This is a genomic window from Kitasatospora sp. NPDC034533, from assembly GCF_055575155.1.
Genome location: NZ_JBVITE010000050.1, coordinates 42,594 through 67,204, shown reverse-complemented (window position 1 = coordinate 67,204; position 24,611 = coordinate 42,594). Strand labels below are relative to the sequence as shown.

Annotated in this window: 21 protein-coding genes and 2 riboswitches; of the genes, 15 read left to right on the top strand and 6 right to left on the bottom strand. The window is 73.0% G+C overall.

Translation table 11 applies throughout. The annotated features are described in order from the left end of the window. Window positions 1-108 precede the first annotated feature (108 nt). On the top strand, window positions 109-579 hold the full coding sequence (locus ACZ55U_RS28475; RefSeq protein WP_465530428.1) for an NUDIX hydrolase: 471 nt from the start codon (window positions 109-111) through the stop codon (window positions 577-579). Between the two features lie 433 nt (window positions 580-1,012). On the opposite strand, the gene ACZ55U_RS28470 is transcribed toward ACZ55U_RS28475, so the two are convergent. The 4 genes from ACZ55U_RS28470 to ACZ55U_RS28455 form a co-directional block, all read right to left on the bottom strand. Continuing rightward, window positions 1,013-1,450, bottom strand: a complete 438-nt coding sequence (locus ACZ55U_RS28470; RefSeq protein WP_465530426.1) for a hypothetical protein — start codon at window positions 1,448-1,450, stop codon at window positions 1,013-1,015. A 507-nt stretch (window positions 1,451-1,957) separates the two neighbouring features. Further along, window positions 1,958-2,329: a DUF6508 domain-containing protein gene (locus ACZ55U_RS28465; RefSeq protein WP_465530424.1), complete on the bottom strand. Its 372-nt coding sequence runs from the start codon at window positions 2,327-2,329 to the stop codon at window positions 1,958-1,960. Then, a complete protein-coding gene (locus ACZ55U_RS28460) occupies window positions 2,322-3,497 on the bottom strand; it encodes an ADP-ribosyltransferase (RefSeq protein WP_465530422.1) in 1,176 nt (391 codons plus the stop codon). Before ACZ55U_RS28460 ends, ACZ55U_RS28465 begins: the two co-directional genes overlap by 8 nt. A gap of 1,113 nt (window positions 3,498-4,610) precedes the next feature. Next, window positions 4,611-5,981: a histidine-type phosphatase gene (locus ACZ55U_RS28455; protein ID WP_465530420.1), complete on the bottom strand. Its 1,371-nt coding sequence runs from the start codon at window positions 5,979-5,981 to the stop codon at window positions 4,611-4,613. 471 nt (window positions 5,982-6,452) lie between these two features. Next, a riboswitch (cobalamin riboswitch) is annotated at window positions 6,453-6,625 on the top strand. Window positions 6,626-6,834: 209 nt separating this feature from the next. Here ACZ55U_RS28455 and ACZ55U_RS28450 point away from each other — a divergent pair. From ACZ55U_RS28450 to ACZ55U_RS28395, 12 genes are all read left to right on the top strand, one after another. Further along, window positions 6,835-8,334 carry a CoA-acylating methylmalonate-semialdehyde dehydrogenase gene (locus ACZ55U_RS28450; protein WP_465530418.1) on the top strand — a complete coding sequence of 500 codons (1,500 nt, stop codon included), beginning with the start codon at window positions 6,835-6,837 and terminating at the stop codon, window positions 8,332-8,334. Beyond that, window positions 8,331-9,479 carry an acyl-CoA dehydrogenase family protein gene (locus ACZ55U_RS28445; protein ID WP_465530416.1) on the top strand — a complete coding sequence of 383 codons (1,149 nt, stop codon included), beginning with the start codon at window positions 8,331-8,333 and terminating at the stop codon, window positions 9,477-9,479. The genes ACZ55U_RS28450 and ACZ55U_RS28445 overlap by 4 nt, the downstream gene beginning before the upstream one ends. After that, the gene (locus ACZ55U_RS28440) at window positions 9,479-10,552 is read left to right on the top strand and encodes an enoyl-CoA hydratase/isomerase family protein (RefSeq protein ID WP_465530414.1); all 1,074 of its coding nucleotides are present in this window, start codon (window positions 9,479-9,481) and stop codon (window positions 10,550-10,552) included. Before ACZ55U_RS28445 ends, ACZ55U_RS28440 begins: the two co-directional genes overlap by 1 nt. Next, entirely contained in the window at window positions 10,549-11,433 is an 885-nt protein-coding gene (mmsB, locus tag ACZ55U_RS28435; RefSeq protein WP_465530412.1) for a 3-hydroxyisobutyrate dehydrogenase, read from the top strand. Before ACZ55U_RS28440 ends, mmsB begins: the two co-directional genes overlap by 4 nt. After that, window positions 11,430-12,203 carry an enoyl-CoA hydratase gene (locus tag ACZ55U_RS28430; RefSeq protein WP_465530410.1) on the top strand — a complete coding sequence of 258 codons (774 nt, stop codon included), beginning with the start codon at window positions 11,430-11,432 and terminating at the stop codon, window positions 12,201-12,203. Before mmsB ends, ACZ55U_RS28430 begins: the two co-directional genes overlap by 4 nt. 209 nt (window positions 12,204-12,412) lie before the next feature. Next, window positions 12,413-12,532, top strand: a riboswitch (cobalamin riboswitch). 99 nt (window positions 12,533-12,631) lie between these two features. Further along, a complete protein-coding gene (locus ACZ55U_RS28425; protein WP_465530408.1) occupies window positions 12,632-13,708 on the top strand; it encodes a peptidase in 1,077 nt (358 codons plus the stop codon). A 29-nt stretch (window positions 13,709-13,737) separates the two neighbouring features. Next, window positions 13,738-14,217, top strand: a complete 480-nt coding sequence (locus ACZ55U_RS28420; protein WP_465530406.1) for a flagellar hook-length control protein FliK — start codon at window positions 13,738-13,740, stop codon at window positions 14,215-14,217. 407 nt (window positions 14,218-14,624) lie between these two features. Further along, a complete protein-coding gene (locus ACZ55U_RS28415) occupies window positions 14,625-16,211 on the top strand; it encodes a prenyltransferase/squalene oxidase repeat-containing protein (protein ID WP_465530404.1) in 1,587 nt (528 codons plus the stop codon). A 47-nt stretch (window positions 16,212-16,258) separates the two neighbouring features. Further along, on the top strand, window positions 16,259-17,329 hold the full coding sequence (locus tag ACZ55U_RS28410; protein WP_465530402.1) for a hypothetical protein: 1,071 nt from the start codon (window positions 16,259-16,261) through the stop codon (window positions 17,327-17,329). A gap of 88 nt (window positions 17,330-17,417) precedes the next feature. Further along, the gene (locus ACZ55U_RS28405) at window positions 17,418-18,527 is read left to right on the top strand and encodes a CbiQ family ECF transporter T component (RefSeq protein WP_465530436.1); all 1,110 of its coding nucleotides are present in this window, start codon (window positions 17,418-17,420) and stop codon (window positions 18,525-18,527) included. A gap of 4 nt (window positions 18,528-18,531) precedes the next feature. Continuing rightward, window positions 18,532-20,175 (top strand): ABC transporter ATP-binding protein, encoded by a 1,644-nt coding sequence (locus ACZ55U_RS28400; protein ID WP_465530400.1) that lies wholly within the window; start codon window positions 18,532-18,534, stop codon window positions 20,173-20,175. Beyond that, complete coding sequence (locus tag ACZ55U_RS28395) at window positions 20,172-21,020, top strand: ECF transporter S component family protein (RefSeq protein WP_465530398.1); 849 nt, start codon at window positions 20,172-20,174, stop codon at window positions 21,018-21,020. The genes ACZ55U_RS28400 and ACZ55U_RS28395 overlap by 4 nt, the downstream gene beginning before the upstream one ends. Window positions 21,021-21,324: 304 nt before the next feature. On the opposite strand, the gene ACZ55U_RS28390 is transcribed toward ACZ55U_RS28395, so the two are convergent. Next, window positions 21,325-21,708, bottom strand: a complete 384-nt coding sequence (locus ACZ55U_RS28390) for a hypothetical protein (RefSeq protein WP_465530396.1) — start codon at window positions 21,706-21,708, stop codon at window positions 21,325-21,327. Between the two features lie 312 nt (window positions 21,709-22,020). Between ACZ55U_RS28390 and ACZ55U_RS28385 the strand changes: the two genes are divergently transcribed. Next, window positions 22,021-22,152: a hypothetical protein gene (locus tag ACZ55U_RS28385; RefSeq protein ID WP_465530394.1), complete on the top strand. Its 132-nt coding sequence runs from the start codon at window positions 22,021-22,023 to the stop codon at window positions 22,150-22,152. Window positions 22,153-22,490: 338 nt separating this feature from the next. Here ACZ55U_RS28385 and ACZ55U_RS28380 read toward each other — a convergent pair whose 3' ends face one another. Beyond that, window positions 22,491-23,327 (bottom strand): NAD(P)H-binding protein, encoded by an 837-nt coding sequence (locus ACZ55U_RS28380; protein ID WP_465530392.1) that lies wholly within the window; start codon window positions 23,325-23,327, stop codon window positions 22,491-22,493. Between the two features lie 82 nt (window positions 23,328-23,409). On the opposite strand from ACZ55U_RS28380, the gene ACZ55U_RS28375 reads away from it, so the two are divergent. Next, window positions 23,410-24,369 carry an AraC family transcriptional regulator gene (locus tag ACZ55U_RS28375; RefSeq protein ID WP_465530390.1) on the top strand — a complete coding sequence of 320 codons (960 nt, stop codon included), beginning with the start codon at window positions 23,410-23,412 and terminating at the stop codon, window positions 24,367-24,369. Window positions 24,370-24,611 lie beyond the last annotated feature (242 nt).

Sequence of the window (24,611 nt, the reverse complement as noted above, 5' to 3'; positions counted from 1 at the left end):
GTCATCGGTCAAGGTCAGCTCGGCCATCGGCCGCCCCATACGCGCCATGGGCACAGGCTACAGATATGAAGCGAATTTCAGGTGCAGGACACTAGCGAGGCAGGAATCGTGAGCCGTACCGACTACTTCGACGATCCGAACGCCCCGAAGGCCCAGCGGATCGTGCCCGCCGTCACCGCGTTCGTGGTGAACGAACACGGCGAACTCCTGCTGGAGCGGCGCTCTGACAACGGCCGCTGGGGGATGCCGGGCGGGGTCCTGGAGGTCGGGGAGAATCTTCTTGGGGCCGTCGTGCGCGAGGTGCGGGAGGAGACCGGCGTCGAGGTCGAGGTCACCGGCCTCGTCGGCACGTACAGCGACCCGGGGCACGTGATCGAGTTCTCCGACGGCGAGGTACGACAGGAGTTCTCCCTGTGCTTCCGTGCGCGGCCGATCGGGGGTCGGCTCGCCGCCAGTTCCGAGTCCATCGAGGTCCGCTGGGTGCCGCGGGAGGAACTCGAAGGGCTGGACATCGCTCCGACGACCAGACTCCGACTCGACCACGGCTTCCGCAAGGAGGAAGGCCCGTACCTCGGCTGACTCAGGCACCGCCGGACTCGGCCAGCCGCTTCGCGAGCCGGTCAACGGTCGAGGACCCCTGCCCGGCGGGGTCCAGGACCTTCCGCACAACCCACGCGGATGACAGCCGGATGCCGTGGAGTTGGCGGGAATCGCCCGTGTACGGCCTGCCCGGGCCAAGGTGAGTGCGGCGGCGCCCGCCGGGCCGCCATCCGCGACGACAGCGTTGTGCCTCGCCTGTGCTGCCGTGCCGTGTGGTTGTCGGCGGGCGCCGCCGCGGTCATCCGGCGTTCCGGAAGGGGGTGAGCTTGGCGATGTAGCCGGCCGAGATCTCCTCGGGCTGAAACCCGGTGGTCCGGGCGATCTCGCCGGCGGCCTGCTCGTTGACGGGCGGTGCGCTGGTCCTCGGAGAGCTGGGGCCGGCTGGTCGGAGGAAGCGGGTGGGCGGTCAGGCTCAGCGGAACAGGACCGAGCGGTACGGGGCGTCCTGGAGCTCGATGGTGGACTTCTGGTCCAGGATGGCGTCGGGCTGGCCTCCGCACGTGTTGTTCTTGTACAGGTAAGCCTTCTCGTCGGTGCCGTTGTACCACTCTGTCCAGTTGGTGAGGAACTTCCCCGTGGGAGCGGGCGGGAGGGCATGGCATCCCTCGGGGTTCTCCAGGCTGAAGTAGGTCACGTAGTCGCAGCCCCACCAACTACAGCCCTGGACACCGAGCACGAACGAGCCGTTGGCCGCGGTCGGTCCGGCGGAGGCAGGGGCCGGTGCGGCGGAGGCGGGGGCCGGTGCGACGGGTTCGTGAGTGGCGGCCTGTGCCGGGACGGCTGCGCCCAGCAGGGTCAGTGCCACCGTCACCGGGACAGCGGACAGGAGGGAGAGGACACGGCTGCGCATGGGAGGCCTTCCGTTCATACGGCGGTACGGGCGGCGCCCGGTGACCCGCCGGCAGGAGAGCGGCGCCCGGCGTGGGGCCGTTGCCCGGGGACATCCGCTCGGGGGCCTTCACTCGTTCCCGGGACGGGCCCGGCGGTATGCCCGGCAGTACTCGGACGGCTGAGCCCGGTGTGCCGGTACGAGCTCGTCCGCGGTGTCCTCCGGTCCGCCGCGCGGCGCGGGCGTCCCTCTTCAGGAAGCGTCGGTCGATCCGCCGCTGTAACTCGGCCCCCTTCTGCCCGGCTTCCTGTGGTGCTTCGGCCAGCGGCCCCGGACTTTTCCTGGACAAGACTTTCCCACAGGCCTGGTACCGATCAACCACAAGATCGACCAGCGCGAAGCCCTTCTGGGGCGTACCTGTCGAAGGACGCGAAGGTCACCCTCCTGTCCGGAGGGGAGGCCACGGGGTGGCGCCGGCCGGCCCTCGATGAGCCCTGAGGGCCGGCCGGCGCCCGGTGCCGTGCGCGCCTACAGCGCGCCGGTGTCCACCAGCGTCTGGAGACGGCTGACGACCCTGCCCAGGGTTCCGTCCTCCTCGATCCGTTCGAGGTGACCGCCGACGAAGCGGTCGATCCGAAGGTGCGCCGTGGCGATCCGGCGGAGCGTGTCGGCGTCGGCCGCGGCGATGAACGCCGGATCGGAGATTCGGCCGTCCTGGTACGGAGCCCAGTTCTTCCAGTCGAAGCCCTCCTCGACGAGGCCGCGGGCTGCGGCCACCACGGCGAAGTGCTCGACGGGGGCCAGGCCCAGGGGCAGTTGGGCGGGCGCTTCGGCGACCTGCGGCGTGGGGCGGTAGAGCGCGATGATCTCGCGGGCCGCTTCCTGTGTCAGCTCAGGCATTGTCCGAACCTCCGCACCAGTTGGTCAGGATCTCGTGGACGGTGAAGTTCCAGAAGTCCTTCGGCTTCTCCGTGCGGGTGTCCACCTGGTAGGTGAGGTCGCGCGGGAACAGCACCTCCTGCTCGGTGGGGAACTCCGAGTAGTCCCACACCTCCGCGCCCGTCTGGCCGTGGAAGTCGAGCAGGGCGTTCTTGGCGAACTTCTTGGCGATCTCCCGCTCCTTGCTCGTGCTCGTGTACGAGGTGTTGAGGAGCTTCGCACCCACCTGGTGCTTGGCCAGGCGATCCGGCTTCATGTTGTCACCGCGGAAGGTCGCCCCGGTGTGGAGCCTCAGGTTCCGCAGGCCGGAGTCGATGGCCTCGATGAGCGGCAGCAACTGGCGGTACTCCGGGTCGGTCGGCTTCTTCCGGTACAGCACGGAGTTGATGGCTTTGTAGTAGTTGGTCGTGTAGATGCAGACCGCCACGGCCTGCCGATAGGTCACCGAGGGTGGGAGCTTGATGCTGTCGATCTTCGCCTTCGCCTTCTTGACGTACACGTCGTAGTCGGCGGGCAGCTTGAGATCGAACACGTTGTCGTAGTTGTTCTTGATATCGGTGAACGTGGGGGTCAGTCGGTCGCCGACTTCCTCGGGCAGCGCCACGATCTTCACGGTGGACACCTTGGTGGTGTTCGACGAGGCGTAGTGCGCCGCCGCCCAGGTGAGCGCCGACAGCACCTCCTTCGAGTCCGCCTTGCGCACTCCGGTGCACACCAGCGGCGTGGCGACGCGCACCGTTTCGGTGGGATAGAAACAGGCGAGCGCCTGGAAGATCGCCCGGGTCGGGTTCCCGGCGTTGACGTCCCAGTCCTTCGGTTCGAAGACCAGGATCCGCTCGAAGTGGATCCCGAGGGCCGCCACCGGTTTCGAGATCCAGCAGGGCAACAGGGGCCGGTAGTCCTTGGCCTTGTCCTTCGCCAGGGCTTCGACGGAGACGCCCGCCTTGGCGAGCGCGCCCACCAGGCTTCCCTCCGTCGGGGCGTAGTCGTCGGGCCGGCAGGAGACGACGAGGACGTCGACGGCGTCGTCCGACGCCAGTTTCGTCAGGTCCCCCCACAGGAACTGGACTGTGCGCTCGTCCGTGTCGGGATGGTCGACCTTGATACTGTCGATCTTGGTCAGGGGCATGGTTGGTCCACCTTGAACTGTTCGGGGCCCGCCAAGGAGGAAGGCACCTCTCCGGCGGTCGGCGCGTGGCGGTCGTGACAGGTCAGGGGCGGTTCACTCCATGATTGCCTCGCCTGTGGATGTCTGGGACCCGCCCTGGGCGGCATCGCCGCTGCGGGGCGGACATGGGCCGCGATACCGGACATCTCCGGCACAGCACGGGTATGGGCGGGCCCTGGACTTCCACCGTAGGCGCGAAGAGGGACGGGCGGCCAGGGCCGGGCCGCTTCGGTGCGCACGAAGCGGGACCGCGTGCCGGCCGAGGACCCCGGCTGGCACTCACTCGGCGTCACCGGGGTCGATCTGCGGTGCAGTCCGGTCCCGTCACCACCACCGATCCGTGCACGGTGCGGAGTCACCTGACCGACCACTCGAACGGCGTAGCACCGCGGCGTCGGCGGCCGGTGGCGCGCCCGTCATGGAACGGCCGAACGGCCACGAACCGCAAAGGTGTCGTGGGCCTCTCGCGTCTCGGCCGTGAGGACGGGATCCACCGAGTGCTCCGACCGGGAACGTTCGCCGGGTTGGCGGCGCAGGGCCCGAACCGGTCGGCCTGTCTGGACCCCCGATGGGAGGGAGGCCGTCCCCGCCTTCTCAGTCCTGACGACGAGGACTTCGTCGTCCAGACGGCCGCCACCCGACCGTCAGGCTGGGACAGCCCTTCACCCGCTGGGCGATACGCGAACCACTCGCGTCCCTGCGGCGCTTGCGCGGTCCGGTGATCCGCATCGGCCGCGAGGTCCTGCGCTGCCTGCTCGCCCGATGTGGCGTCACCTTTCCGAGCATCAACACCTGGAAGGAAGACCGCTTCCCCGACCGCACGTTGGCGTTCGACGAGTGGGGCGTCCCCCGGTGCCGAGAGGGCACCGCGACCACCCCGGCCGCGCTCAGGGCGATCCGGACCGTGCGCCCGGGCGCGCCCCGGTCCACGTGGTCAAGGAGAACGACGTCCACCCGTGCGTCCCCGCCACCGGCAGGGTCCCCTGACGGACACCTGGCGGAACCGATCCGCCACGAGAACCGCGACCGCCGAGCCGCTCTCCCTGGGAGTGGCTCGGCGGGCGCGTGGCGCGGTCAGCCGTGGGTGAGGCAGCGCCTGAGCTCGTCGAGGTCGTAGAAGTGACTGTTCTTGGCCACCGGCGTGCAGGAGGGCTTGAAGGCGGTTTCCTTCTCGTTGTAGAGCATCCGGACCAGGTGGGTGGCGGGCTTGCCGTCGGTGGGCGTGTTCGCGTACAGGTCCCACTGGATGTTCGCGGCCATCGGGGCGACGTCCGCGCCGCGCCACGGGTTGTTCCGGTAGCTGTACGGCTGTCCGGGCTCGGCGGGTTCGGTGCTGCCGGGCAGGCCCATGAGGGCCGCGAGCGGTTCGATCTCCTCGGCGTGGGTGAAGCGCAGGACCGCGCCGTTGTCGCTGGTGCCGGCGGCCTTGGCCTCGGCCTGGGCGAGGAGGTCGTCGAGGAGGACGCCGGCCATCTTGTAGGTGATCGTGCGGCCGCTGAAGGCGGGGCCCTTCTGGTAGAAGTCCTCCGCGTCGTCGAGGTAGGCGAACCACTGGGCGTCGCGCGGGGCGAGGAACCGGGTGAGATCGACGTTCGGAGCCTCGACGCTCAGGTCGGGAGCCGCGGCGAAGAGCTGGTAGAGCGAACGCGCGAAGGAGACCTGACCGGCGGCGGGCAGCGCCGAGACGAAGGCGGGGCGGAACAGGCGCGAGACGACGCGGTGCGCCGCCTCCGCCGTACGGGGGTCGCCGTCGATCGTGGCCAGGACGGCCGAGAGGTCCGGGTCGGTCTTCAGGTAGGCCTGGTAGTCGGCGTTCTGCGGCTGCTTGTGGAAGTACAGCAGGTTCTTGTCCGTGACGGGGGGCTTGATCAGGCCGGCCAGCGCCGGATCTCCGGCAGCCAGTCCGCCGGTGAAGGCGTCGGCGCTCGCCACGGCGCGCGCGACGCCCGAGGTCTCGACGACGATGGGCTCGTGCTCCGCGGCGATCTTGCCGAACAGCGACGGCAGACGCTGCTCCATGCGCAGGGCGGTCTGCCGGTGCTCCTGGGCGCCGCGCGCGGAGAGGCTGCCGTAGCCGAGGGCCTTGGCGGCGTCGAGGAGTGACTGGACCTGCGGGGCCAGGTCCTCGCCGAGGTCGGTGAGGGCGTCCTGTTGCTGCGCCGTGCGCAGGACGGCGAGCACCGCCTCGCCGTCATCGCCGTCCGACATGGCACGCGAGCCGTGACGGGCGACGTTCTCGGTGAAGACCGGGCTGAAGCCCTTGGGCGGCTTCTGGTACTTGCTCGCCTTCTCCTGCGGCGCGTACGGGGTCTTCGTTCCGTAGAGGCCCTGGTCGGTGTACCGGGCACCGGACCAGTCCCCGGCGGACGCGGTTCCCGCGGTGCAGAGCACACCGGCGGCGAGGGTGACGGCCATGACGGCCGAGAGGGGAGCGGTGCGGTTCAAGGCGGTCCTTCGGGTTCGTTCGTTCCACCGGTCGCGTGTGGCGGAGCGAACAGTCGCACGACCCGGGGAAGTCCCACCGGCGCCGGGCCCTACCCGGGGTGAAGGGGAGCTGAACGGTGACCGCCCGGGCGGTGTCGCCGGACCGCCACCACGGCCGGCGCGCCCGCTGCCCGCGGCCGCGCTGCTTCGCCCCGGCCCGCCGCCGGAACGACGCGCGGCGGGGGCGCCGGGGGCCCGCCCGCACTCGGCGCCGGCGCGTCGGGCCGCCGAGTAGCCCCGGGGGAAGGGCAGGCGGGCCTGAACACGGGGGGACGGGAATGGCCCTGTGCTGCCGCCGGGTTCGAGGCGGATCGGGCGGTCGCGTTCGCGGGTGGACCGCTGCCCGCCGTGGCGGACGGGTCAACAGCCGTGGGGCGCGATGATGCGGCGCGCGGGTAGGCCCTCTGGACTTACTAGGACGTCCAACTATATGGTCGATGACAGGTCCGCGGTGTCAGGGAAGCCGGTGTGAGTCCGGCACGGTCCCGCCACTGTGACCGGGGAGTCCGTCCTCGCAGACGAAGGCCACTGGCAGCCAGCCGGGAAGGCCAGAGGGCGTGCGGTGATCCGGGAGTCAGGATACCGGCCGCGGGTGATCCGTGTTTTCCACGAGGATGGAGACGACACGCATGGCTCCGGGCTGCATCCGTTCCGCTGCTCCTGGTTGTCCCGTGCCGACGGCTGCCGGGGCGCCCATACCCTGACGCTCCGTTCGACCGCCGTCCTGCCCGCACCGAGCGCGCACCACTGTGCGCCCGTCGACGGGCGACGGCCTCCATTCCTCCTCTCCCACCCTTGTCGAGAGAAGGAACCGATGGTCCGCGAACTGACCCACTACGTCGGCGGCAAGCCCGTCGCCGGCGCCTCCGGTCGCTTCGGCGACGTGTACGACCCCAACACCGGCCGGGTGCAGGCCCGGGTGCCGCTGGCGAGTCGGGCCGAGGTCGAGGCGGTGATCGCCGACGCGGCCCAGGCCCAGCCGGCCTGGGCGGCCTGGAACCCGCAGCGGCGGGCGCGGGTGCTGCTGCGCTTCCTCCAGCTGGTCGACCAGGAGAAGGACGAACTGGCCCGACTGCTGTCCTCGGAGCACGGCAAGACCGTGGCCGACGCCCACGGCGACCTCCAGCGCGGCCTGGAGGTGGTGGAGTTCGCCGCCGGGATCCCGCACCTGCTGAAGGGCGAGTTCTCCGACAACGCCGGCACCGGCATCGACGTGTACTCGATGCGCCAGCCGCTGGGCGTGGTCGCCGGCATCACCCCGTTCAACTTCCCGGCGATGATCCCGCTGTGGAAGGCCGCACCGGCGCTGGCCTGCGGGAACGCCTTCGTCCTCAAGCCGTCCGAGCGGTGCCCCTCGGTGCCGCTGCGCCTGGCCGAGCTGTTCCTGGAGGCGGGGCTTCCGCCGGGCGTGTTCAACGTGGTCAACGGCGGCAAGGAGGCCGTGGACACCCTGCTGGAGGACCCGCGGGTACAGGCGGTCGGCTTCGTCGGGTCGACGCCGATCGCGCAGTACGTGTACGCCACCGCCGCCGCGCACGGGAAGCGGGCGCAGTGCTTCGGCGGCGCGAAGAACCACCTGATCGTGATGCCGGACGCCGACCTCGACCAGGCGGCGGACGCGCTGGTCGGCGCCGGGTACGGCTCGGCCGGCGAGCGCTGCATGGCGATCTCGGTGGCCGTCCCGGTGGGGGAGGCGACCGCGGACGCCCTGGTGGCCAAGCTGGTCGAGCGGATCGCCTCGCTGAAGGTCGGGCGCTCGGACGACGCGGCGGCGGACTTCGGCCCACTGGTCGGTGCCGACGCGCTCGCCCGGGTTCGCGGCCACCTGGACGCCGGGGTGGCGGAGGGGGCCGAACTCGTCGTGGACGGGCGTGGCTTCCGTCTTGAGGGCCACGAGGACGGCTACTTCCTCGGCGCCTCCCTGTTCGACCGGGTGACGCCGGACATGCGGATCTACCGGGAGGAGATCTTCGGCCCCGTCCTCACGGTCGTGCGTGCCGCCGACTACGAGGAGGCGCTGCGGCTGCCCAGCGAGCACGAGTTCGGCAACGGCGTGGCCATCTACACCCGGGACGGCGACACCGCCCGGGACTTCGCCCGCCGGGTGAACACCGGCATGGTCGGGGTCAACGTCCCGATCCCGGTGCCGATCGCCTACCACACCTTCGGCGGCTGGAAGCGCTCCGCCTTCGGCGACCTCAACCAGCACGGGCCGGACGCGATCCGCTTCTACACCCGCACCCGCACCGTCACCTCGCGCTGGCCCTCCGGGGTCAAGGAGGGCGCGAGCTTCACCATGCCGACGATGGGATGAGCGCCATGCACGACCTCACCGACGACCAGCGCGCCATCGCGGAGACGACCCTGGCCTTCGCCCGTGAGCACCTCGCCCCGAACGCCGTCGCGTGGGACCAGGCCAGGCACTTCCCGGTGGACGTGCTGCGCAAGGCCGCCGACGTCGGCCTCGCGGGCGTGTACGTGCGCGAGGGCTCGGGCGGATCCGGACTCACCCGCGCCGACGGGGTGGCCGTCTTCGAGGCCCTGGCGACGGGCTGCCCCTCCATCGCCGCCTACCTGTCCATCCACAACATGGTCGCCTGGATGGTCGACCGGTACGGCAGTCGGGCCCAGCGCTCCCGGTGGCTGCCCGGGCTGTGCTCGGCCGAGCACCTGGGCAGCTACTGCCTGACCGAGCCGGGCGCGGGCTCGGATGCCGCCGCGCTGGCCACCCGGGCCCGCCGGGACGGGGAGCACTGGGTGCTGGACGGCGTCAAGCAGTTCATCTCCGGCGCTGGTGCGGCCCGGGTCTACGTGGTGATGGCGCGCACCGGCGGGCCCGGGGCGAGCGGGATCTCCGCGTTCGTCGTCGAACGGGACGACGCCGGCGTCTCGTTCGGGCCGAACGAGAAGAAGATGGGCTGGAACGCCCAGCCCACCCGCCAGGTGCTGCTGGACGGCGTCCGGCTGCCCGCCGACCGGCTCCTCGGGGCCGAGGGCGAGGGCTTCCGGATCGCCATGAACGGGCTCAACGGCGGCCGGCTCGGCATCGCCGCCTGCTCGCTCGGCGGCGCCCAGGAGGCGCTGGAGCGCGCCACCCGCCACCTGGCGGACCGAGAGGCCTTCGGCACCCGCCTCCTGCACGCCCAGGCGCTGCAGTTCCGGCTCGCCGACATGGCGACGGGGTTGGAGGCGGCCCGCTCGCTGCTGTGGCGGGCGGCGGCCGCGCTGGACCGGGGTGACCCGCGGGCGCCGCAGCTGTGCGCGATGGCCAAACGCCTCGCCACCGACACCGGCTTCGAGGTCGCCAACGCCGCGCTGCAACTCCACGGCGGCTACGGCTACCTGGCCGAGTACGGAATCGAGAAGACCGTCCGCGACCTGCGGGTGCACCAGATCCTTGAAGGGACCAACGAGATCATGCGCGTCATCGTCGCCCGCGGCCTGACCGGAGCCGCGTGATGGCCGAGCACACCGCCGACGAGGTCCTCGTCCAGCGCGAGGGCAGGGCGGGCCTGATCGTCCTCAACCGCCCCACGGCCCTGAACGCCCTCACCCACGGCATGGTCCGCGCGATCGCCGAGGCGCTGGACGCCTGGGAGGCCGACGACCGGGTGGAAACCGTCGTGGTCAGCGGCGCGGGGGAGCGGGCGTTCTGCGCGGGCGGCGACATCGTCGCCATCCACCGCGCCGCCACCGGCGGCGACCCGGGCGCCGTCGAGGAGTTCTGGCGCGACGAGTACCGCCTCAACGCCCGGATCGCCCGCTACCCCAAGCCCTACGTCGCCGTGATGAACGGGATCGTGATGGGCGGCGGGGTCGGCGTCTCCGCCCACGGCAGCGTCCGGATCGTCACCGAGACCACCCGCATCGCCATGCCGGAGGCCGGCATCGGCTTCGTCCCGGACGTGGGCGGCACCTACCTGCTCGCCCTGGCGCCGGGCGAGCTGGGCACCCACCTCGCCCTGACCGCCGGGGCCGTCGGGGCCGGTGACGCGCTGCTGTGCGGTCTCGCCGACCACTTCGTCCCCGCCGAGCGGCTGCCCGCCCTGCTCGACGACCTGGCCGAGCTGCCCGTACACGGCGCCCTCGAACGGCACGTCCGGCCCGCGCCGCCCGGCGTGCTGGACGCACGGCGGACGTGGATCGACGCCTGCTACGCGGCCGGCACCGTCGAGGAGATCCTCGACCGGCTCGACAGCAGCAGCGAAGCCGAGGCCAAGGAGGCGGCCGACCGGATCGCCGCCAACTCCCCGACCGCCGTGAAGGCCACGCTGGCGGCCCTGCGCCGGGCCCGGGCCCTCGGACCGCTGGAGGCCGTGCTCGACCAGGAGTACCGCACCTCCTGCGCGGCCCTGGCCACGCCGGACCTCGCCGAGGGCATCCGGGCCCAGGTGATCGACAAGGACCGCAAGCCGCAGTGGAGCCCGTCGACGCTGGACGCCGTCGAACCCGCCGCCGTGGCCCGCTACTTCGCCCCGCTCGGCGAGCGCGAACTCGGCCTCGCCGCCACCACACCCCTGGAGCGCTGGTGACCCACACCGTCGGATTCGTCGGACTCGGCAACATGGGCGGTCCGATGGCCGCGAACCTCGTCAAGGCCGGCCACCGGGTGTTCGGCTACGACCTCGCGGCCCCGGCCCGGGACCAGGCCGCGGCACAGGGAGTGACGATCGCGCGCTCGGCGGCCGAGGCCGTCGGCGAGGCGGACGTGGTGCTGACCATGCTGCCGGCCGGGCGCCATGTCCTCGACGTCTACGCCGAGTTGACCGAGGCGGCAGCCGGAGCACTGTTCGTCGACTGCTCCACCATCGCGGTCGGGGACGCCCGGGCGGCCGCCGACCTCGCCCGGGTCGCCGGGCACCGCGCCGTCGACGCCCCCGTCTCCGGAGGCGTGGCCGGCGCCGAAGGGGCAAGCCTGACCTTCATGGTCGGTGCCGAGGACGCCGACTTCGCCGAGGCCGAGCCGGTGCTCGCGGCGATGGGCAAGCAGGTCGTCCATTGCGGGGCTACTGGTGCCGGGCAGGCCGCGAAGATCTGCAACAACATGATCCTCGGCGTCTCCATGATCGCGGTCAGCGAGGCCTTCGTCCTCGGGGAGCGCCTCGGACTCAGTCACCAGGCCCTGTTCGACGTCGCCTCCGCAGCCTCCGGGCAGTGCTGGGCGCTGACCAGCAACTGCCCGGTGCCCGGTCCGGTTCCGACCAGCCCGGCCAACCGCGGCTACGCGGCCGGGTTCGCGGCGGCCCTGATGGCCAAGGACCTCGGGCTGGCCGCCGACGCCGCTGCCGCCTCCGCCGCACCCGTCGAACTGGGCCGGCGGGCAGCCGAGTTGTTCGCCGCGTTCGCCCGGGGCGAGGCCGCAGGCCTGGACTTCTCGGCCATCATCACCACTCTCCGGGAGGAGACCGCATGACGTACGACACGATCCTGGTCGAGCGCAAGGGCCGGGTCGGGGTGATCACGCTCGACCGCCCGAAGGCGCTCAACGCGCTGAACAGCCGGCTGATGAACGAGGTCGTCGCGGCGGCCACGGAGTTCGACCGTGACCCGGAGATCGGCGCGCTGGTGGTCACCGGCTCGGAGAAGGCCTTCGCGGCCGGCGCCGACATCAAGGAGATGCAGTCCCTCGACTTCGTCGACGCCTACCTCGGCGACTGGTTCGCAGCCTGGGACCGCTTCGCCGCCCTGCGCAAGCCGGTCGTCGCGGCCGTCGCCGGCTACGCGCTCGGCGGTGGCTGCGAGCTGGCGATGCTGTGCGACATCCTGCTGGCGGCGGACACCGCGAAGTTCGGGCAGCCGGAGATCAAGCTCGGGGTGATCCCCGGCATCGGCGGCTCGCAGCGGCTGACCCGGGCGGTCGGCAAGGCGAAGGCCATGGAGCTGTGCCTGACCGGGCGGATGATGGGCGCCGAGGAGGCCGAGCGGGCCGGGCTGGTCTCCCGGATCGTCCCGGCGGACCAGCTGCTGTCCGAGGCGCTGGCCACCGCCGAGACGGTCGCGGCGATGTCCACCCCGGCGGCGATCATGATGAAGGAGAGCGTCAACCGCGCCTTCGAGACCACCCTCGCCGAGGGCGTCCGCTTCGAACGCAGGCTCTTCCACGCGACGTTCGCCACGGCCGACCAGAAGGAGGGCATGGCGGCCTTCGCGGAGAAGCGCCCGCCGTCCTTTACCCACCGCTGACCGTCCACGCGCTGCGCCGCCCCTGCGTCCCGGGGCGGCGCACGCTGCGCAGGGCCCGGAACGGCTCAGCAGGTGGGTGTCCGGCCCGGCCTGGCGGTGTCCGGCCCGGCCCGGCCGCCGGTCGGATACGGCCGCGAGACAGGCCAGGGCAGCGTGGCGTGCCGCTCGAACCCTTGACCGGATCTTTTCCGTTTCGCCATGATGGACCGTCACGTTGTGACTCCGCCGCTGGGGGAAGTCCGGTCCGAATCCGGCGCTGACCCGCAACGGTAGGCCGCCTGCTCACGCCGGCGGCGAGCCCGAGTACCCGGCGGCGGAGGTGTGTCGTCCCCTCCTCCCGTCGTGGTCTGCGGGCCGGAGCTCCGAGGGCTGCCCGGCGTGTCGCCGACGTCCTCCGGGCCCCTGCGTCCAGGCCCGGAAAGGCACCCATGCCCGCGCTCCGCCGTACCCTCGGTCTGCTCGCGATACCCGCCCTCGCAGTCGCCACCGCGCTCCCGGCGGCCACCGCCGCCCACGCCGCACCTGCCGCCGCCACCTCGTCGCCGACGATCCGCCCCGACGCCGCCGCGGGCGGCTGGCTGGCCCGCCAACTCGTCGACGGCGACCACTTCGAGTCCGTCTTCAACGGGACCGCCTACCCCGACCAGGGCCTGACCGCCGACGCGGTGCTGGCCTTCGCGGCCTCGCACAGCTCGGACGAGGCCGCGGCCAAGGCCACCGCCTGGCTGGCGAAGCCCGAGATCATCAGCGGCTACCTCGGCGACGGCACCACCGAGGCCTACGCGGGTGCGACGGCCAAGCTGCTGCTTGCCGCCGAGGTCCGCGGCGCGAATCCGGCCTCTTTCGGCGGCGTCGACCTGCCGGCCCGGCTGCGCTCGCTCCAGACCGCCGAGGGGCGCTTCTCCGACCGCTCGCAGTGGGGCGACTACAGCAACGCCTTCGGCCAGTCGCTCGCCCTGATCGCGCTGCACCGCACCCCCGGAGGCGTCCCGGCCGCCGCCGTCGACTTCCTGGCGAACAGCCAGTGCGCGGACGGCGGTTACCCGGTCTCCTTCGGCCAGAGCACCTGCACGAGCGACGCCGACGCGACCGCGCTCGCCGTCCAGGCGCTCGCCGCCACCGGCCGTGCCGCCAAGGCGGACGCCGGCCTCACCTGGCTGACCACCCACCAGAACGCCGACGGCGGCTTCGCGGCCGCCGGGGCCACCACCTCCAACGCCAACACCACGGGCCTGGCCACCCAGGCGCTGCTCTCCGGCGGGCGCTTCACTGCCGGCCTCAAGGGCTGGAACCGACTGGTGAAGCTCCAGCAGGGCTGCTCCGCCGACCCGGCGGTGCGCGGTGCCGTCGCCTACGACGCGGCCGGTTTCAACGCGGGCAACGGTGCCCGGGCCACGGCGCAGGCCGTCCTCGGCTTTGCGGGCACCCCGCTGGCCACGCTCTCCGCCGCCGGCGCCCGCCCCGATGCCCCCACGATGGCCTGCCCGGCGCCGACCTTCCGCTGAACGAGCCCGAGACCAGGAGGAGTTCACCGATGACCGACAACCTCACCGCAGCCCGCCCGGCCCGCCGTACGCTCGGCTCCATCGCCGCCGCAGCGGCCCTCACCGCCGGCCTGCTCGGCGTCTCCGCCGTCCAGGCCCCGCAGGCCCGGGCGGCAGCCTGCACCGGCACCACCGGGGTCACCGTCGTGGTCGACTTCACCGCCGTCGGCGGCGGCATCCAGACCGGCTGCGCGCTCGGCGACCCGGCCAACGGCCTGGCGGCGCTCACCGGGGCCGGATTCTCGTACGCCTTCCACCCGCGCTACCCGGGCTTCGTCTGCACCATCAACTCCTTGCCGTCGACCTGCACCAACCCGAGCGGCAGCGCCTACTGGTCGTACTGGCATGCCCAGCACGGCGGCCCCTGGTCGTACAGCAACCTGGGCGCGGGCAGCTACGACCCGGCGCCGGGCGACGTCGAGGGCTGGTCCTTCGGCGCCGGCGCCCAGCCGGGCATCACGGCCCCCTGACATCCGGAACACCCCGGGGCCCGGCTCCTTTCGGGAGGGGCCGGGCGCCGGCGGCCCGGAGTCCGGTTGCCGCGGCACGCCCGGTGCCGATGGGTGGGGCGTTCGAGCCGGCCACCCCGGTGCTGACCGTGATCCGATCGACACGGAGTACCGTTGACTACCCGTCAGCGACCGTGGTCTGATGAACCGATTTTCACCCTCGGCATTCAGGGGAAGCCGGTCGAACTCCGGCGCTGACCCGCAACCGTGGACCCACCTGACGGTGGGTGAGCCGGAATGCCTGGACCGAGGGTCTGTTCATGGAGCACTTGCGTCGTCGCGGACTACGACGCGGTCCGAGCGGCCCCGTATCCGGGTGGCCGTGGGCTGCGCCGTCGCCTCCCGCGCCGACCGACCAGGGAGCCGTCGTGAGGGTCAGCAGCAACAGCACAGGTCACAGGAACCGGGAGCTCGCGTCCCTGGTGGTCGCCGGCACTGTCGCGGCCGCCGTCGGCGGCACCGTTCTGCTCGGTCACCCCGGTACCGCCGTCGCCGACCCCGCCGGGCAGTGCACCACGACGACCGGCGCGATCGCCGCCGACCCCGCCCACCGGCGTGGCGTCGTCCAGGGCTGCGACGGCCATCCCACCGCCGCCGCCGCGCCGGCCCCGAGCGCAGGCCGGACCCCCGACGCGGCCAAGGCCAGCGCCTACCTCACCGACCCGGCCCGGCTCATCGACGGCCACTACTATGAGGGCTTCCCCGCCTTCGCCGACTTCGGCCTCACCATCGACGGCGCCTTCGCCCTCGCTGCCACCGGCACCGACGACACCGCGCTGCGCAAGATCGTCGACTTCCTGGACCGGCAGGGCAAGGACGCGAGCGAGCGCACCGTCAACGACTGGACGGCCGTCGGCACCGAGTACGCCGGGGGCGGCTCCATCGGCAAGGAGGCGCTGCTCGCCGAGATCGTCGGCCGCAACCCGCGCGCCTTCGGCGGCCACGACCTGATCGCCGCCCTCGCCGCGATGGTGTGCACCAAGGCTGACGCGAACACCGGCTGCGCCGCCCCGGGCAACTACGGCTACGCCACCTCCGTGTTCTCCCAGGCGCTCGCCGTCATGGCCCAGCTCAGGGCCGGGGACTCGACCAGCGCCGCCCCCGCCGTCGCCTACCTGAGGAGCCTCCAGCACGCGGACGGCTCCTGGCCGAGCCTGATCCCCGCCGCCGGCGACTCCGACGTGGACAGCACGGCGATGGCCGTCATGGCCCTCGCCCTCGTGCCCGGGGACGAGGCCGCGCAGGCGGTCGACAAGGGGCTCGGCTGGCTCGCCTCGCGGCAGCTGCCCGACGGCGGCTTCCCCGGCGCGGCGGGCGACTCGACCAACTCGGCCGCGCTCGCCGTCCAGGGCATGACGCTGCGCGAGGCCGCCTACGGCGGACAGATCGCCAAGGCGCTCGACTTCCTCGCCGGCCGGCAGAACGGCGACGGAGGGTTCAGCGTCGCCGCCGCCGGACCGAAGGGTTCGGACGTCCGCGCCTCCACCCAGGCGGTCGGCGGTGCCACCGGCATCTCCTTCGGCACCCTGACCCGCGACCTCGGCGGCACACCGACGCCGACGCCCACCGGAACACCGACCACCACCCCGACGGGCACGCCCACGGCTACTCCCACCACCACGCCGACGGGCACACCCACCGGGACACCGACCGCCACCACCTCCAGCACCCCGACCGGCACCCCCGCCACGACCGCGCCGGCTCCGGCCACCGGCACCCCGGCGGCCGGTGGCGGCCCCAGCACCTGGCCGGCCGGAGGCATCGACACTCCGGCGGGCGGCGGCGGTGCTGTGGCCCAGGGCGTGACGGTGCAGACCGGGTCCGGCAAGCTGGCCAGCACCGGGACCCAGGCCCTGACGCTGACGGCGGGTGCCGGTGTGCTGACCGCGCTCGGCGCCGCCGCCGTCCTCGTCGCCCGTCGCCGTCGCACCGTGGCCCCGGGACGGCACCGGTGAACCGGGGACTCGGCACACGTCTCGGCCGGTTGTCCGGGGCCGCGGCGTTGACCTTCTCCCTGGCCTTCGGCGGCGTCGCCGCGGGCACCGTCCCGGCCGCCGCGGCGCCGCTGCCGATGGACCAGTGCACCACCACCTCCGGGGTCGTGCTCGCCGTGGACTTCAGCAAGTGGGGCGGACCGTTGCTGCGCTCCTGTGGCACCACCCCGACCACCGGTTACGCCCTGCTCAACCAGGGCGGCTGGAAGACCACCGGCACCGGGCACGACGGCCCGGCGTTCATCTGCCGAATCGGCTACAGCGGCTTCCAGGGCGGCAAGCAGTTCCCGACCCCGGACCAGGAGAAGTGCGTCCTGACACCCCCGGCCACCGCCTACTGGTCGTACTGGCACGCCGACCCGGGCCAGAACGAGTGGTCCTACAGTCAGCTGGGCGCGATGCTCTACCAGCCGAAGCCCGGCAGCGTCGACCTGTGGATCTACGGCGGCACCGACATCGAGGGCGCCGAAGGCCGTCCGACCTTCTCGCCCGACAGCGTCCGGGCGCACGACGCCAGCCCCGGCGGGCAGCCGGCCGGCCCCGGCCAGGGCAGCTCGGGCGGTGCCGGCGGCGCGTCGACGGGTGGTGGTTCCGGGGCGAACGGTGGCAGCGGTTCCGGCAGCGGATCGAGCGGCACCGGCGGCTCCGGCACGACCGGCGGCTCCGGCACGACCGCCGGCTCCGGGACCGGACGAGCGCCGGCGCCCGCCAAGCCCCCGGCGGGCGGAGCCCCTCCGCCCGCGCCCGGCACGCCCCCGGGGACCGGCGGCGCCCCCGAGGACGGGACCGCCCCGGCGGACGCGCCCGAGCCGGCGGCCCCCGCTGCCCCCGGGCCGGTCGAGCCGTCCACCGCGCCGCCGACGGACACCCTGAGCGACCGGCCGACGGAGCAGCCCGCCGTGGCCGCGCCGACGGCCACCCCCGCCGTGCCCGGCGCGGTGGTGAACGCCGACCCGGTGGCCGACGCCCCGCACGACTCCGGCTCGATGCTCCCCGCCGTGATCGGGTCCGTCCTCGTCGCGGCGCTCGGCGCGGCCACCGTGGTCACCGCACGCCGCCGCCGCCGACAGGCCGAGTGATCCGGTGACCACGCTCGACAAGCCCGGCACCGGCTCCCCGCAACGTACCCCGGGCCGGACGCCGGCGAGCCGGCGCAGCCCCCGGAACCTGCACCCCCTGGCCTGGTGGACCTGGGCGCTCGCCCTGGCCACGGCGGCCAGCCGCACCACCAACCCGCTGCTGCTCCTGCTCGTCCTCGCGGTCCTCGGCTACGTGGTCACCGCCCGCCGCACCGAAGCGCCGTGGGCGCGCGGATTCACCTACTACCTGTGGCTGGCCCTGACCGTGGTGGCGATCCGGGTGGCCTTCCGCTGCGTCTTCGCCACCGGCGTCACCCCGCACGACCACCTGCTCTTCTCCCTACCGCACGTCCCCACCCCCGCCTGGTACGCGGGGATCCGGATCGGCGGCCCGGTCTCGCTGGAGGCCACACTCTCCGCGGCCTTCGACGGGCTGCGACTGGCCTGCCTGATCTGCTGCATCGGGGCCGCCAACACCCTGGCCAACCCCAAGCGGGCCCTGCGCGTCCTGCCCGGCGTGCTGTACGAGCTGGGCGTCGCCGTGACGGTGTCGCTCAGCGTGGCACCGCAGCTGGTGCAGAGCGTCCAACGCGTCGCCCGCGCGCGGCGGTTGCGCGCCTGGCAGCGCAAGGGGGTGGGCGCGCTGCGCGGCATCGTGGTGCCGGTGCTGGAGGACGCGCTGGAGCGTTCGCTGCACCTGGCCGCCGCGATGGACTCGCGCGGTTACGGGCGGTCGGGCACCGCCTCGCGCCGCTCCCGTCGGCTCACGGGTGCGCTGATGCTGCTCGGCATGTGCGGTCTGTGCGCCGGAGTGTACGGGCTGCTGGACGGAACGGCGCCCGCCGCGCTGGGACTGCCGGCCTTCGTCGCGGGAGCCGTGCTCTGCGTGGCTGGGCTGCTGCTCGGAGGCCGGCGGGTACGGCGCACCACCTACCGGCCGGACCGCTGGCGGGCCGCCGAGTGGGGGGTCGCCGGTTGCGGGGTCGCCGCCGCCGTCCTGCTGTTCGCGACCGTCGGCTACGACGCCACCGACCTCAACCCGTCGCTCTACCCGCTGGATTGGCCGGCCCTGCCGCTCGTCCCGGTGCTCGCCCTGCTGCTGGCGGGCGCGGCCGGGATCGTCTCGCCGCCGCCGGCCCGCACGCCCGCGGCCTTCGCGCCCGCTCCGCCGGTACCGACCGCCCGCACACCGAGGTGACCACGTGATCCGATTCGACCAGGCCGGCGTGGTGTACGACGGCGAGACCACGCCCGTGCTGCGCGACGTCGACCTGCACATCCCGGAGGGTGAACTCTGCCTGGTGGTCGGCCGGACCGGCGCCGGCAAGTCCACCCTGCTGGGCGCCGTCAACGGCTTGGTGCCGCACTTCACCGGCGGCACCCTGCGGGGCCGGGTCACCGTGGACGGCCGGGACACCGCCCACCACCCGCCGCGTGAACTCGCCGACGTGGTGGGCGTGGTGGGACAGGACCCGCTCGCCGGCTTCACCACCGACACGGTGGAGGAGGAACTGGCGTACGTCATGGAGCAGCTGGCGATCCCGCCGGAGGTCATGCGCAAGCGCGTCGAGGAGACCCTCGACCTGCTCGGCCTCGCGGACCTGCGCCACCGCGCCCTGCACGAGCTCTCCGGCGGGCAGCAACAGCGCGTCGCCATCGGCTCCGTGCTCACCGCGCACCCGCGCGTCCTGGTCCTGGACGAACCGACCTCGGCCCTCGACCCGACCGCCGCCGAGGAGGTGCTGGCCGCGATCACCCGGCTCGTCCACGACCTCGGCGTCACCGTGCTGCTCGCCGAACACCGCCTGGAGCGGGTCGTCCAGTACGCCGACCGGGTCGCCTACCTGCCCGGTGACGGCACGGTCGTGCACGGGCCGCCCGCCGAGGTCTTCCGGGACACCGCGATCGCGCCGCCCGTCGTGGAGCTCGGCCGACTGGCCGGGTGGCGGCCACTGCCGCTGTCCGTACGCGACGCCCGCCGCGCCGCCGCACCGCTGCGCGAGCGGCTCACCGATGTGCCCGTTCCTCCGCCGCGCCGGGCAGCGGTGGCGGGGGAGCGGGTGCTGGAGGCCCGGGGGGTGGTCGTCCGGTACGGGCCGGTGTCCGCCGTCCGGGACGTCTCGCTGGACCTGAGGGCCGGCGAGGTCACCGCGCTGATGGGCCGCAACGGCTCCGGCAAGTCCTCGCTGCTGTGGGCCCTACAGGGCTCCGGACCGCGCCAGAGCGGCAGCGTGAAGGTCACCGGCACCGGGGGCGGGAAGGCCGAGGACCCCAAACGCCTGTCCGCCGCCCGGGCCCGCCGACTGGTCGGGCTCGTCCCGCAGACCCCCACCGACCTGCTCTACCTGGAGACGGTCGCGCAGGAACTCGCCCAGAGCGACCGGGAAACCGGCCTCGGCGCAGGGCCGGCCGCACGGCAGATCCTGGACCGCCTCGCTCCCGGAATCCCCGACGACACCCACCCCCGCGACCTCTCGGAAGGACAGAAGCTCGCCTTGGTCCTCGCCGTCCAGCTGACCGCCGCACCGCGGGTGGTCCTGCTGGACGAGCCCACCCGGGGGCTCGACTACCAGGCGAAGGAGGCGCTCACCGGCATCGTGGACGCCCTCGCCGCCGAGGGCCGTACCGTCGTCGTCTCCACCCACGACGTCGAGTTCGTCGCCTCCGCCGCCGACCGCGTGATGGTGATGGCCGAGGGGGAGGTCGTCGCCGACGGCCCCACCGCCGAGGTCATCGTCGCCTCGCCGACCTTCGCCCCGCAGACCGCCAAGATCCTCGCCCCGCTGCCCTACCTCACCACCCGCCAGGTCGCCGCGGTCCTCGAACCGGCGCAGGCCTCCCGGTGACCGCCGTCCGGATCCCCGGCCGGGCGCGCGTCGTCATCGCCCTGGCCGCCTTCATCGGCCTGGTCGCCTTCACCTGGCCGTTCGTCGTCGCCCCCGGAACATTCGGCTCCAACTACGCCCCGCCCCTGATCTTCGGCGCGCTCCTGGTCCTGGTTCTCGCCGTCGTCATCGCCGAGATCTCGGCCGGCGGCATCGACGCCAAGGCCCTCGCCATGCTCGGCGTCCTGTCCGCCGTCAACGCCGGACTGCGCCCGCTCGGCGCCGGAACGGCCGGAGTGGAGACGGTCTTCTTCGTCCTCGTCCTCGCCGGACGCGTCTTCGGCCCCGGCTTCGGCTTCACCCTCGGCTGCACCTCGCTCTTCGCCTCCGCCCTGCTCACCGGCGGCGTCGGCCCCTGGATGCCCTACCAGATGTTCGGCTGCGCCTTCGTCGGCATGCTCGCCGGACTGCTGCCGAAGGCCCGGCCCCGCCTGGAGGTGCCGATGCTCGCCGTCTACGGGGCCTTCTCCGGCTACCTGTTCGGCTTCCTGCTCAACCTCTCCTTCTGGCCGTTCTCCACCGACCCCAACAGCTCGATCGCCTACCTGCCCGGGCTCCCCTTCACCGAGCAGTGGCACCGCTACCTGCTGTTCGACCTCGCCACCTCCCTGGGCTGGGACACCGGCCGCGCCGTCACCACCTTCACCGCCGTCCTCGTCGTCGGCCCGGCCGTCCTCACCGTCTTCCGGCGCGCCGCCCGCCGCGCCAACTTCGAGCCCACGGTGCGCTTCGAGGCCGCGCACGATCGCGAACCCGTGGAAGGTCCGGGTACCGCCGCGCGGCCGGTCGGGTCGGCGCACTCCTGAACCCGGGACTTGGCGAGGTTGGGGGCCGGGCGGCCGTCGTCCCCGGCGCGCTCATCGTCCTGTACGAGAGATGCTCGCCCGCGCCGCCCAGCTCGACGCGGTGGTCAAGCGGGAAGGCCGGATGACCCCGGCGGCGACCGCGCCGGGATGATGGTCCGGCACCCGGGCATCGCGCAGGCCCAGACCAATCGGGCGAGCGCGGCCGGCTACCTCGGAAGAATCCGCGGTGAGGGCGACGGCCCCGAGCGTGGCCACAACGCCTGCGGCGCCGTCGGCGCCCGCTGGGGCAACCGAGTCTGACGGCCTACCTCCGCCGATACTGCGATACGTCGGAGCAGTCCTTGATCGCCTTGTCGCTGCTGGCCTTCTCCGCATCCCTGGCCGCACTCTCCTGGCCTCTCGCCGCCAGATCGGCGGGATGCTTCGTGGCAAGGTCGGCGGACTTGGCGGCTGAATCGGCATCAGTCGCGTTACTGAGCAGGTCCGAGCGAAGGGTCGCGTCGTTGGCGCTTTCGGCAGCGCTCCGGAGCCTGCCGGCGTACAGGTGCATCGCGGCTGGGTAGCCGATCAACAGCAGGTCGCTTGAGGAGGCTCCCACTGCCGCCTCGAACCCGTCGCACGCCCTGATGTCGCCTGCATGCGGGTCCGGATGTCCAGCGAGTTGGCGGAAGCCGAAGAACGCCAGCACGCCGATGAGGACACCTGCGACCGCCAAGCGGAATGCGAGCTTTCTGCCTCTCCCGCCCTCCCGCCTGCCGGGTGTCCCGGCGTCCCCGTCCTGAGCTCTTACCATCCGGCCCCCTCGGCCCAGCGATTGTCTCAGCGGAGTCATCGTAGGGGACGGGGTTCGGAGGAACGCGCCAACTTCCGTAGTCTGCAACGGCTTTGGCCGGGATGTCGCCGTGGCACGCCGCAAGACCCGGGCCGCCGGACCCTCGGACGAGGCCCCCGCGCATCGCCCGGACGATCGCCTACTCCCAGGTCTGCCTGGACTTCCACGGTGCCGCACGAGACGGCCAGGGAGCTGTGGGCGCACGACATGACCACGCCCTTCGAGGCGGGTGACCACGTCTCCGCCGCGATGGCCCGCGACCTGGAGGAGCGCGCCCGCCGGGAGGCTGCCCAGCCGTAGGGGGCTGCGAGCGGTTAGAGGCACAGGCTGTGCCTCACTCGTCTGGGGGACCAGCACAGGTCGCAGGCGAGTTCGCCGCTGATGGGGCTGCGCTGGAGGCGTAGGCGAGGAACACGCCAACCTGGCTGTTCTCGATCCGGCCCGCAATCCGGGCCGTGGCCTGGTCGGACAGCGCCCGCCGGCGGCGGCATCCGTGCTGTGACCAGCGGCCACCGCGCGATCTTCAGGAGTCCACACAGCCCTCGACGATCACGCAGTGGCCGTTCCCGTCCACTTCGGCGTCCGGCGCGAGATCGCGAATTCACTCCGGATGCCGCCGGGCGGGTCCGGTGGCGGGGTCAGCTCCAGCAGCCTGCGGCGGCGGCCTCGGCGACGAAGTCCTTGAACGGCCTGGGCGGCCGGCCAAGCGCCAGCTCCACGCCGTCGGAGACGCCCGCGCCCCGGCCGTCGCGGATGTCCACGAGCAGGCTGGTGAGCAGACGAGCGACGTCGGCGGGCACGCCTTCGGCGACCATGCCGTCCACGAAGACGTCGGGGTCGACGTCGAGGTGACGGACCGCCCGGCCGGTGGCGGCGGCGATCAGGCCGGCCGCCTCGCCGAAGCCGATCGCCTGCGGGCCGGTCAGCTGGTACGTCTTTCCGCTGTGGCGGTCATCGGTCAGCGCCGCGGCGGCGACCTCGGCGATGTCCTCCGCGTCGACGAACGGCGTACCCCCGTCACCGGTGGGCAGGGCGAGGGTCCCGGCCAGGACACCCGGCAGCCAGAAGGACTCGCTGAAATTCTGCGCGAACCAGTCGGGTTGCAGGATGGTCCAGTCGACGCCGGAGTCGCGGACGGCCTGTTCGGCGGCCTTGAGCGGGTGGCTGTCGTCGGCCCGGCCGACGCCGTGGGCGGAGAGCAGCACCAGCCGCCGCACACCCGCGGCGACCGCGTCGGCCACCAGGCGGGGGATGCGTCCCCGCCGGTCCACGCCGGGCCGCAGGCTGGGCTCCACGAGGTAGACGGCGACGGCGCCGTCGAGGGCGGGCGCCCAGGTAGCCGGGTCGTCCAGGTCGAAGTGGGTATCGCCGCCGGTGCGGGACGCCGTGCGGACCGGTCGGCCCTCGGCCGTCAGACGGCGGGCGATACGGCGGCCGGTCGTGCCGGTGCCGCCGAGAACGAGGATGTTCTTCATGCCCTCCAGACAACCCCGGTAGAGGCAGACGATCCATGGGAGACCGTCGCCAATCCCTTTGTGATCGTCTAGCGTGGCCGCCATGGACGTCCTGAGCGATCTTCTGCACCGGGCCCGCGCCAGCAACGCGCAGATCCGGCAGCTGATCCAGCGGCCACCGTGGTCGATGACCTTCGCCGACCCCCCTGCGCTCACGGTCGTGGCCACCCTCGGCGGCCACGCGTCGGTCCGGCTCGACGACGACCCGCAGGCCGCGCCGGCACGATTGGCCACCGGGGACATCGCCCTGATCGGCAGCACCAACCGGTACACGATCGCCGACGCCCCGGACACCCCGCCGCAGGTGATGATCCGCAGCGGAAGGAAACACGTCATCGACAGCGGAACCGCGGCCCGGCAGAACCTGGCACCCCGCACGTACGGTGACGGACTGCCCGGCGCCACCACCCTGCTCCGGGGAGCCTACGAACTCCGCGGCGACGTGGGCGAGCGCCTGCTGGACATGCTCCCGCCGCTGGCCGTCGTGCCCGCCGGGCCACGCACCCGGGCGGCGCTGGACCTGCTCGCCACCGAGGTAGCCCACGAGGAGCCCGGCCAGGACGCCGTCCTGAACCGGCTGCTGGACCTCGTGCTCGTGCTGGCGCTGCGCTCCTGGTGCGCCCGGCCGCAAGCCGAACTCCCCTCCTGGTACCGGGCGCTGGCCACCCCGGCCGTCGGCGAGGCTCTGCGCCTGCTGCACGAGGACCCGGCACACCGGTGGACGGTCGCCGAACTGGCCGCGCGGGTCGGCCAGTCCTGGGCCACCTTCGCCGCACGCTTCACCGGCGCGGTCGGCGAGCCGCCGCTCACCTACCTCACCGGCTGGCGGATGACCCTGGCGGCGGACCTGCTGCGCGACACGGAGGAGACCGTCGCCGCGGTGGCGCGCGAGGTGGGGTACGAGGACGCGTTCGCGTTCAGTGTGGCGTTCAAGCGGGCGCACGGGGTCAGCCCGTCCAACTGGCGGCGCCAGGTGCGGTCGGGATGGCGGGTCAGATCATGACGGATGATGTACGGCTGGCCGGTCCGCCGCCTGCTCAGTGCCTCGCCGACCTCGCCGGCCACGTCTCCCCAAGGCCGCCGCACAGATCGAACGGGCACAGTCACCGCCAGGCCACAGCCTGCCGCAGCCACTGGCAGCGACGCCTCTCCCACCCGGCCAACCGGATAGCCCACGAAGTCGCACTGGACTACTGACGGCGGAGTCGGCACCAATGGCGTCGAAACGATCGGGAAGCCCACCTC

Bases quoted from the DNA above. Each gene is read 5' to 3' on its own strand.
- ACZ55U_RS28470 (WP_465530426.1), bottom strand. From the start codon at position 1,450: ATGCGCAGCCGTGTCCTCTCCCTCCTGTCCGCTGTCCCGGTGACGGTG.
- ACZ55U_RS28465 (WP_465530424.1), bottom strand. From the start codon at position 2,329: ATGCCTGAGCTGACACAGGAAGCGGCCCGCGAGATCATCGCGCTCTAC.
- ACZ55U_RS28460 (WP_465530422.1), bottom strand. From the start codon at position 3,497: ATGCCCCTGACCAAGATCGACAGTATCAAGGTCGACCATCCCGACACG.
- ACZ55U_RS28450 (WP_465530418.1), top strand. From the start codon at position 6,835: ATGGTCCGCGAACTGACCCACTACGTCGGCGGCAAGCCCGTCGCCGGC.
- ACZ55U_RS28445 (WP_465530416.1), top strand. From the start codon at position 8,331: ATGAGCGCCATGCACGACCTCACCGACGACCAGCGCGCCATCGCGGAG.
- ACZ55U_RS28440 (WP_465530414.1), top strand. From the start codon at position 9,479: ATGGCCGAGCACACCGCCGACGAGGTCCTCGTCCAGCGCGAGGGCAGG.
- ACZ55U_RS28430 (WP_465530410.1), top strand. From the start codon at position 11,430: ATGACGTACGACACGATCCTGGTCGAGCGCAAGGGCCGGGTCGGGGTG.
- ACZ55U_RS28425 (WP_465530408.1), top strand. From the start codon at position 12,632: ATGCCCGCGCTCCGCCGTACCCTCGGTCTGCTCGCGATACCCGCCCTC.
- ACZ55U_RS28420 (WP_465530406.1), top strand. From the start codon at position 13,738: ATGACCGACAACCTCACCGCAGCCCGCCCGGCCCGCCGTACGCTCGGC.
- ACZ55U_RS28380 (WP_465530392.1), bottom strand. From the start codon at position 23,327: ATGAAGAACATCCTCGTTCTCGGCGGCACCGGCACGACCGGCCGCCGT.
- ACZ55U_RS28375 (WP_465530390.1), top strand. From the start codon at position 23,410: ATGGACGTCCTGAGCGATCTTCTGCACCGGGCCCGCGCCAGCAACGCG.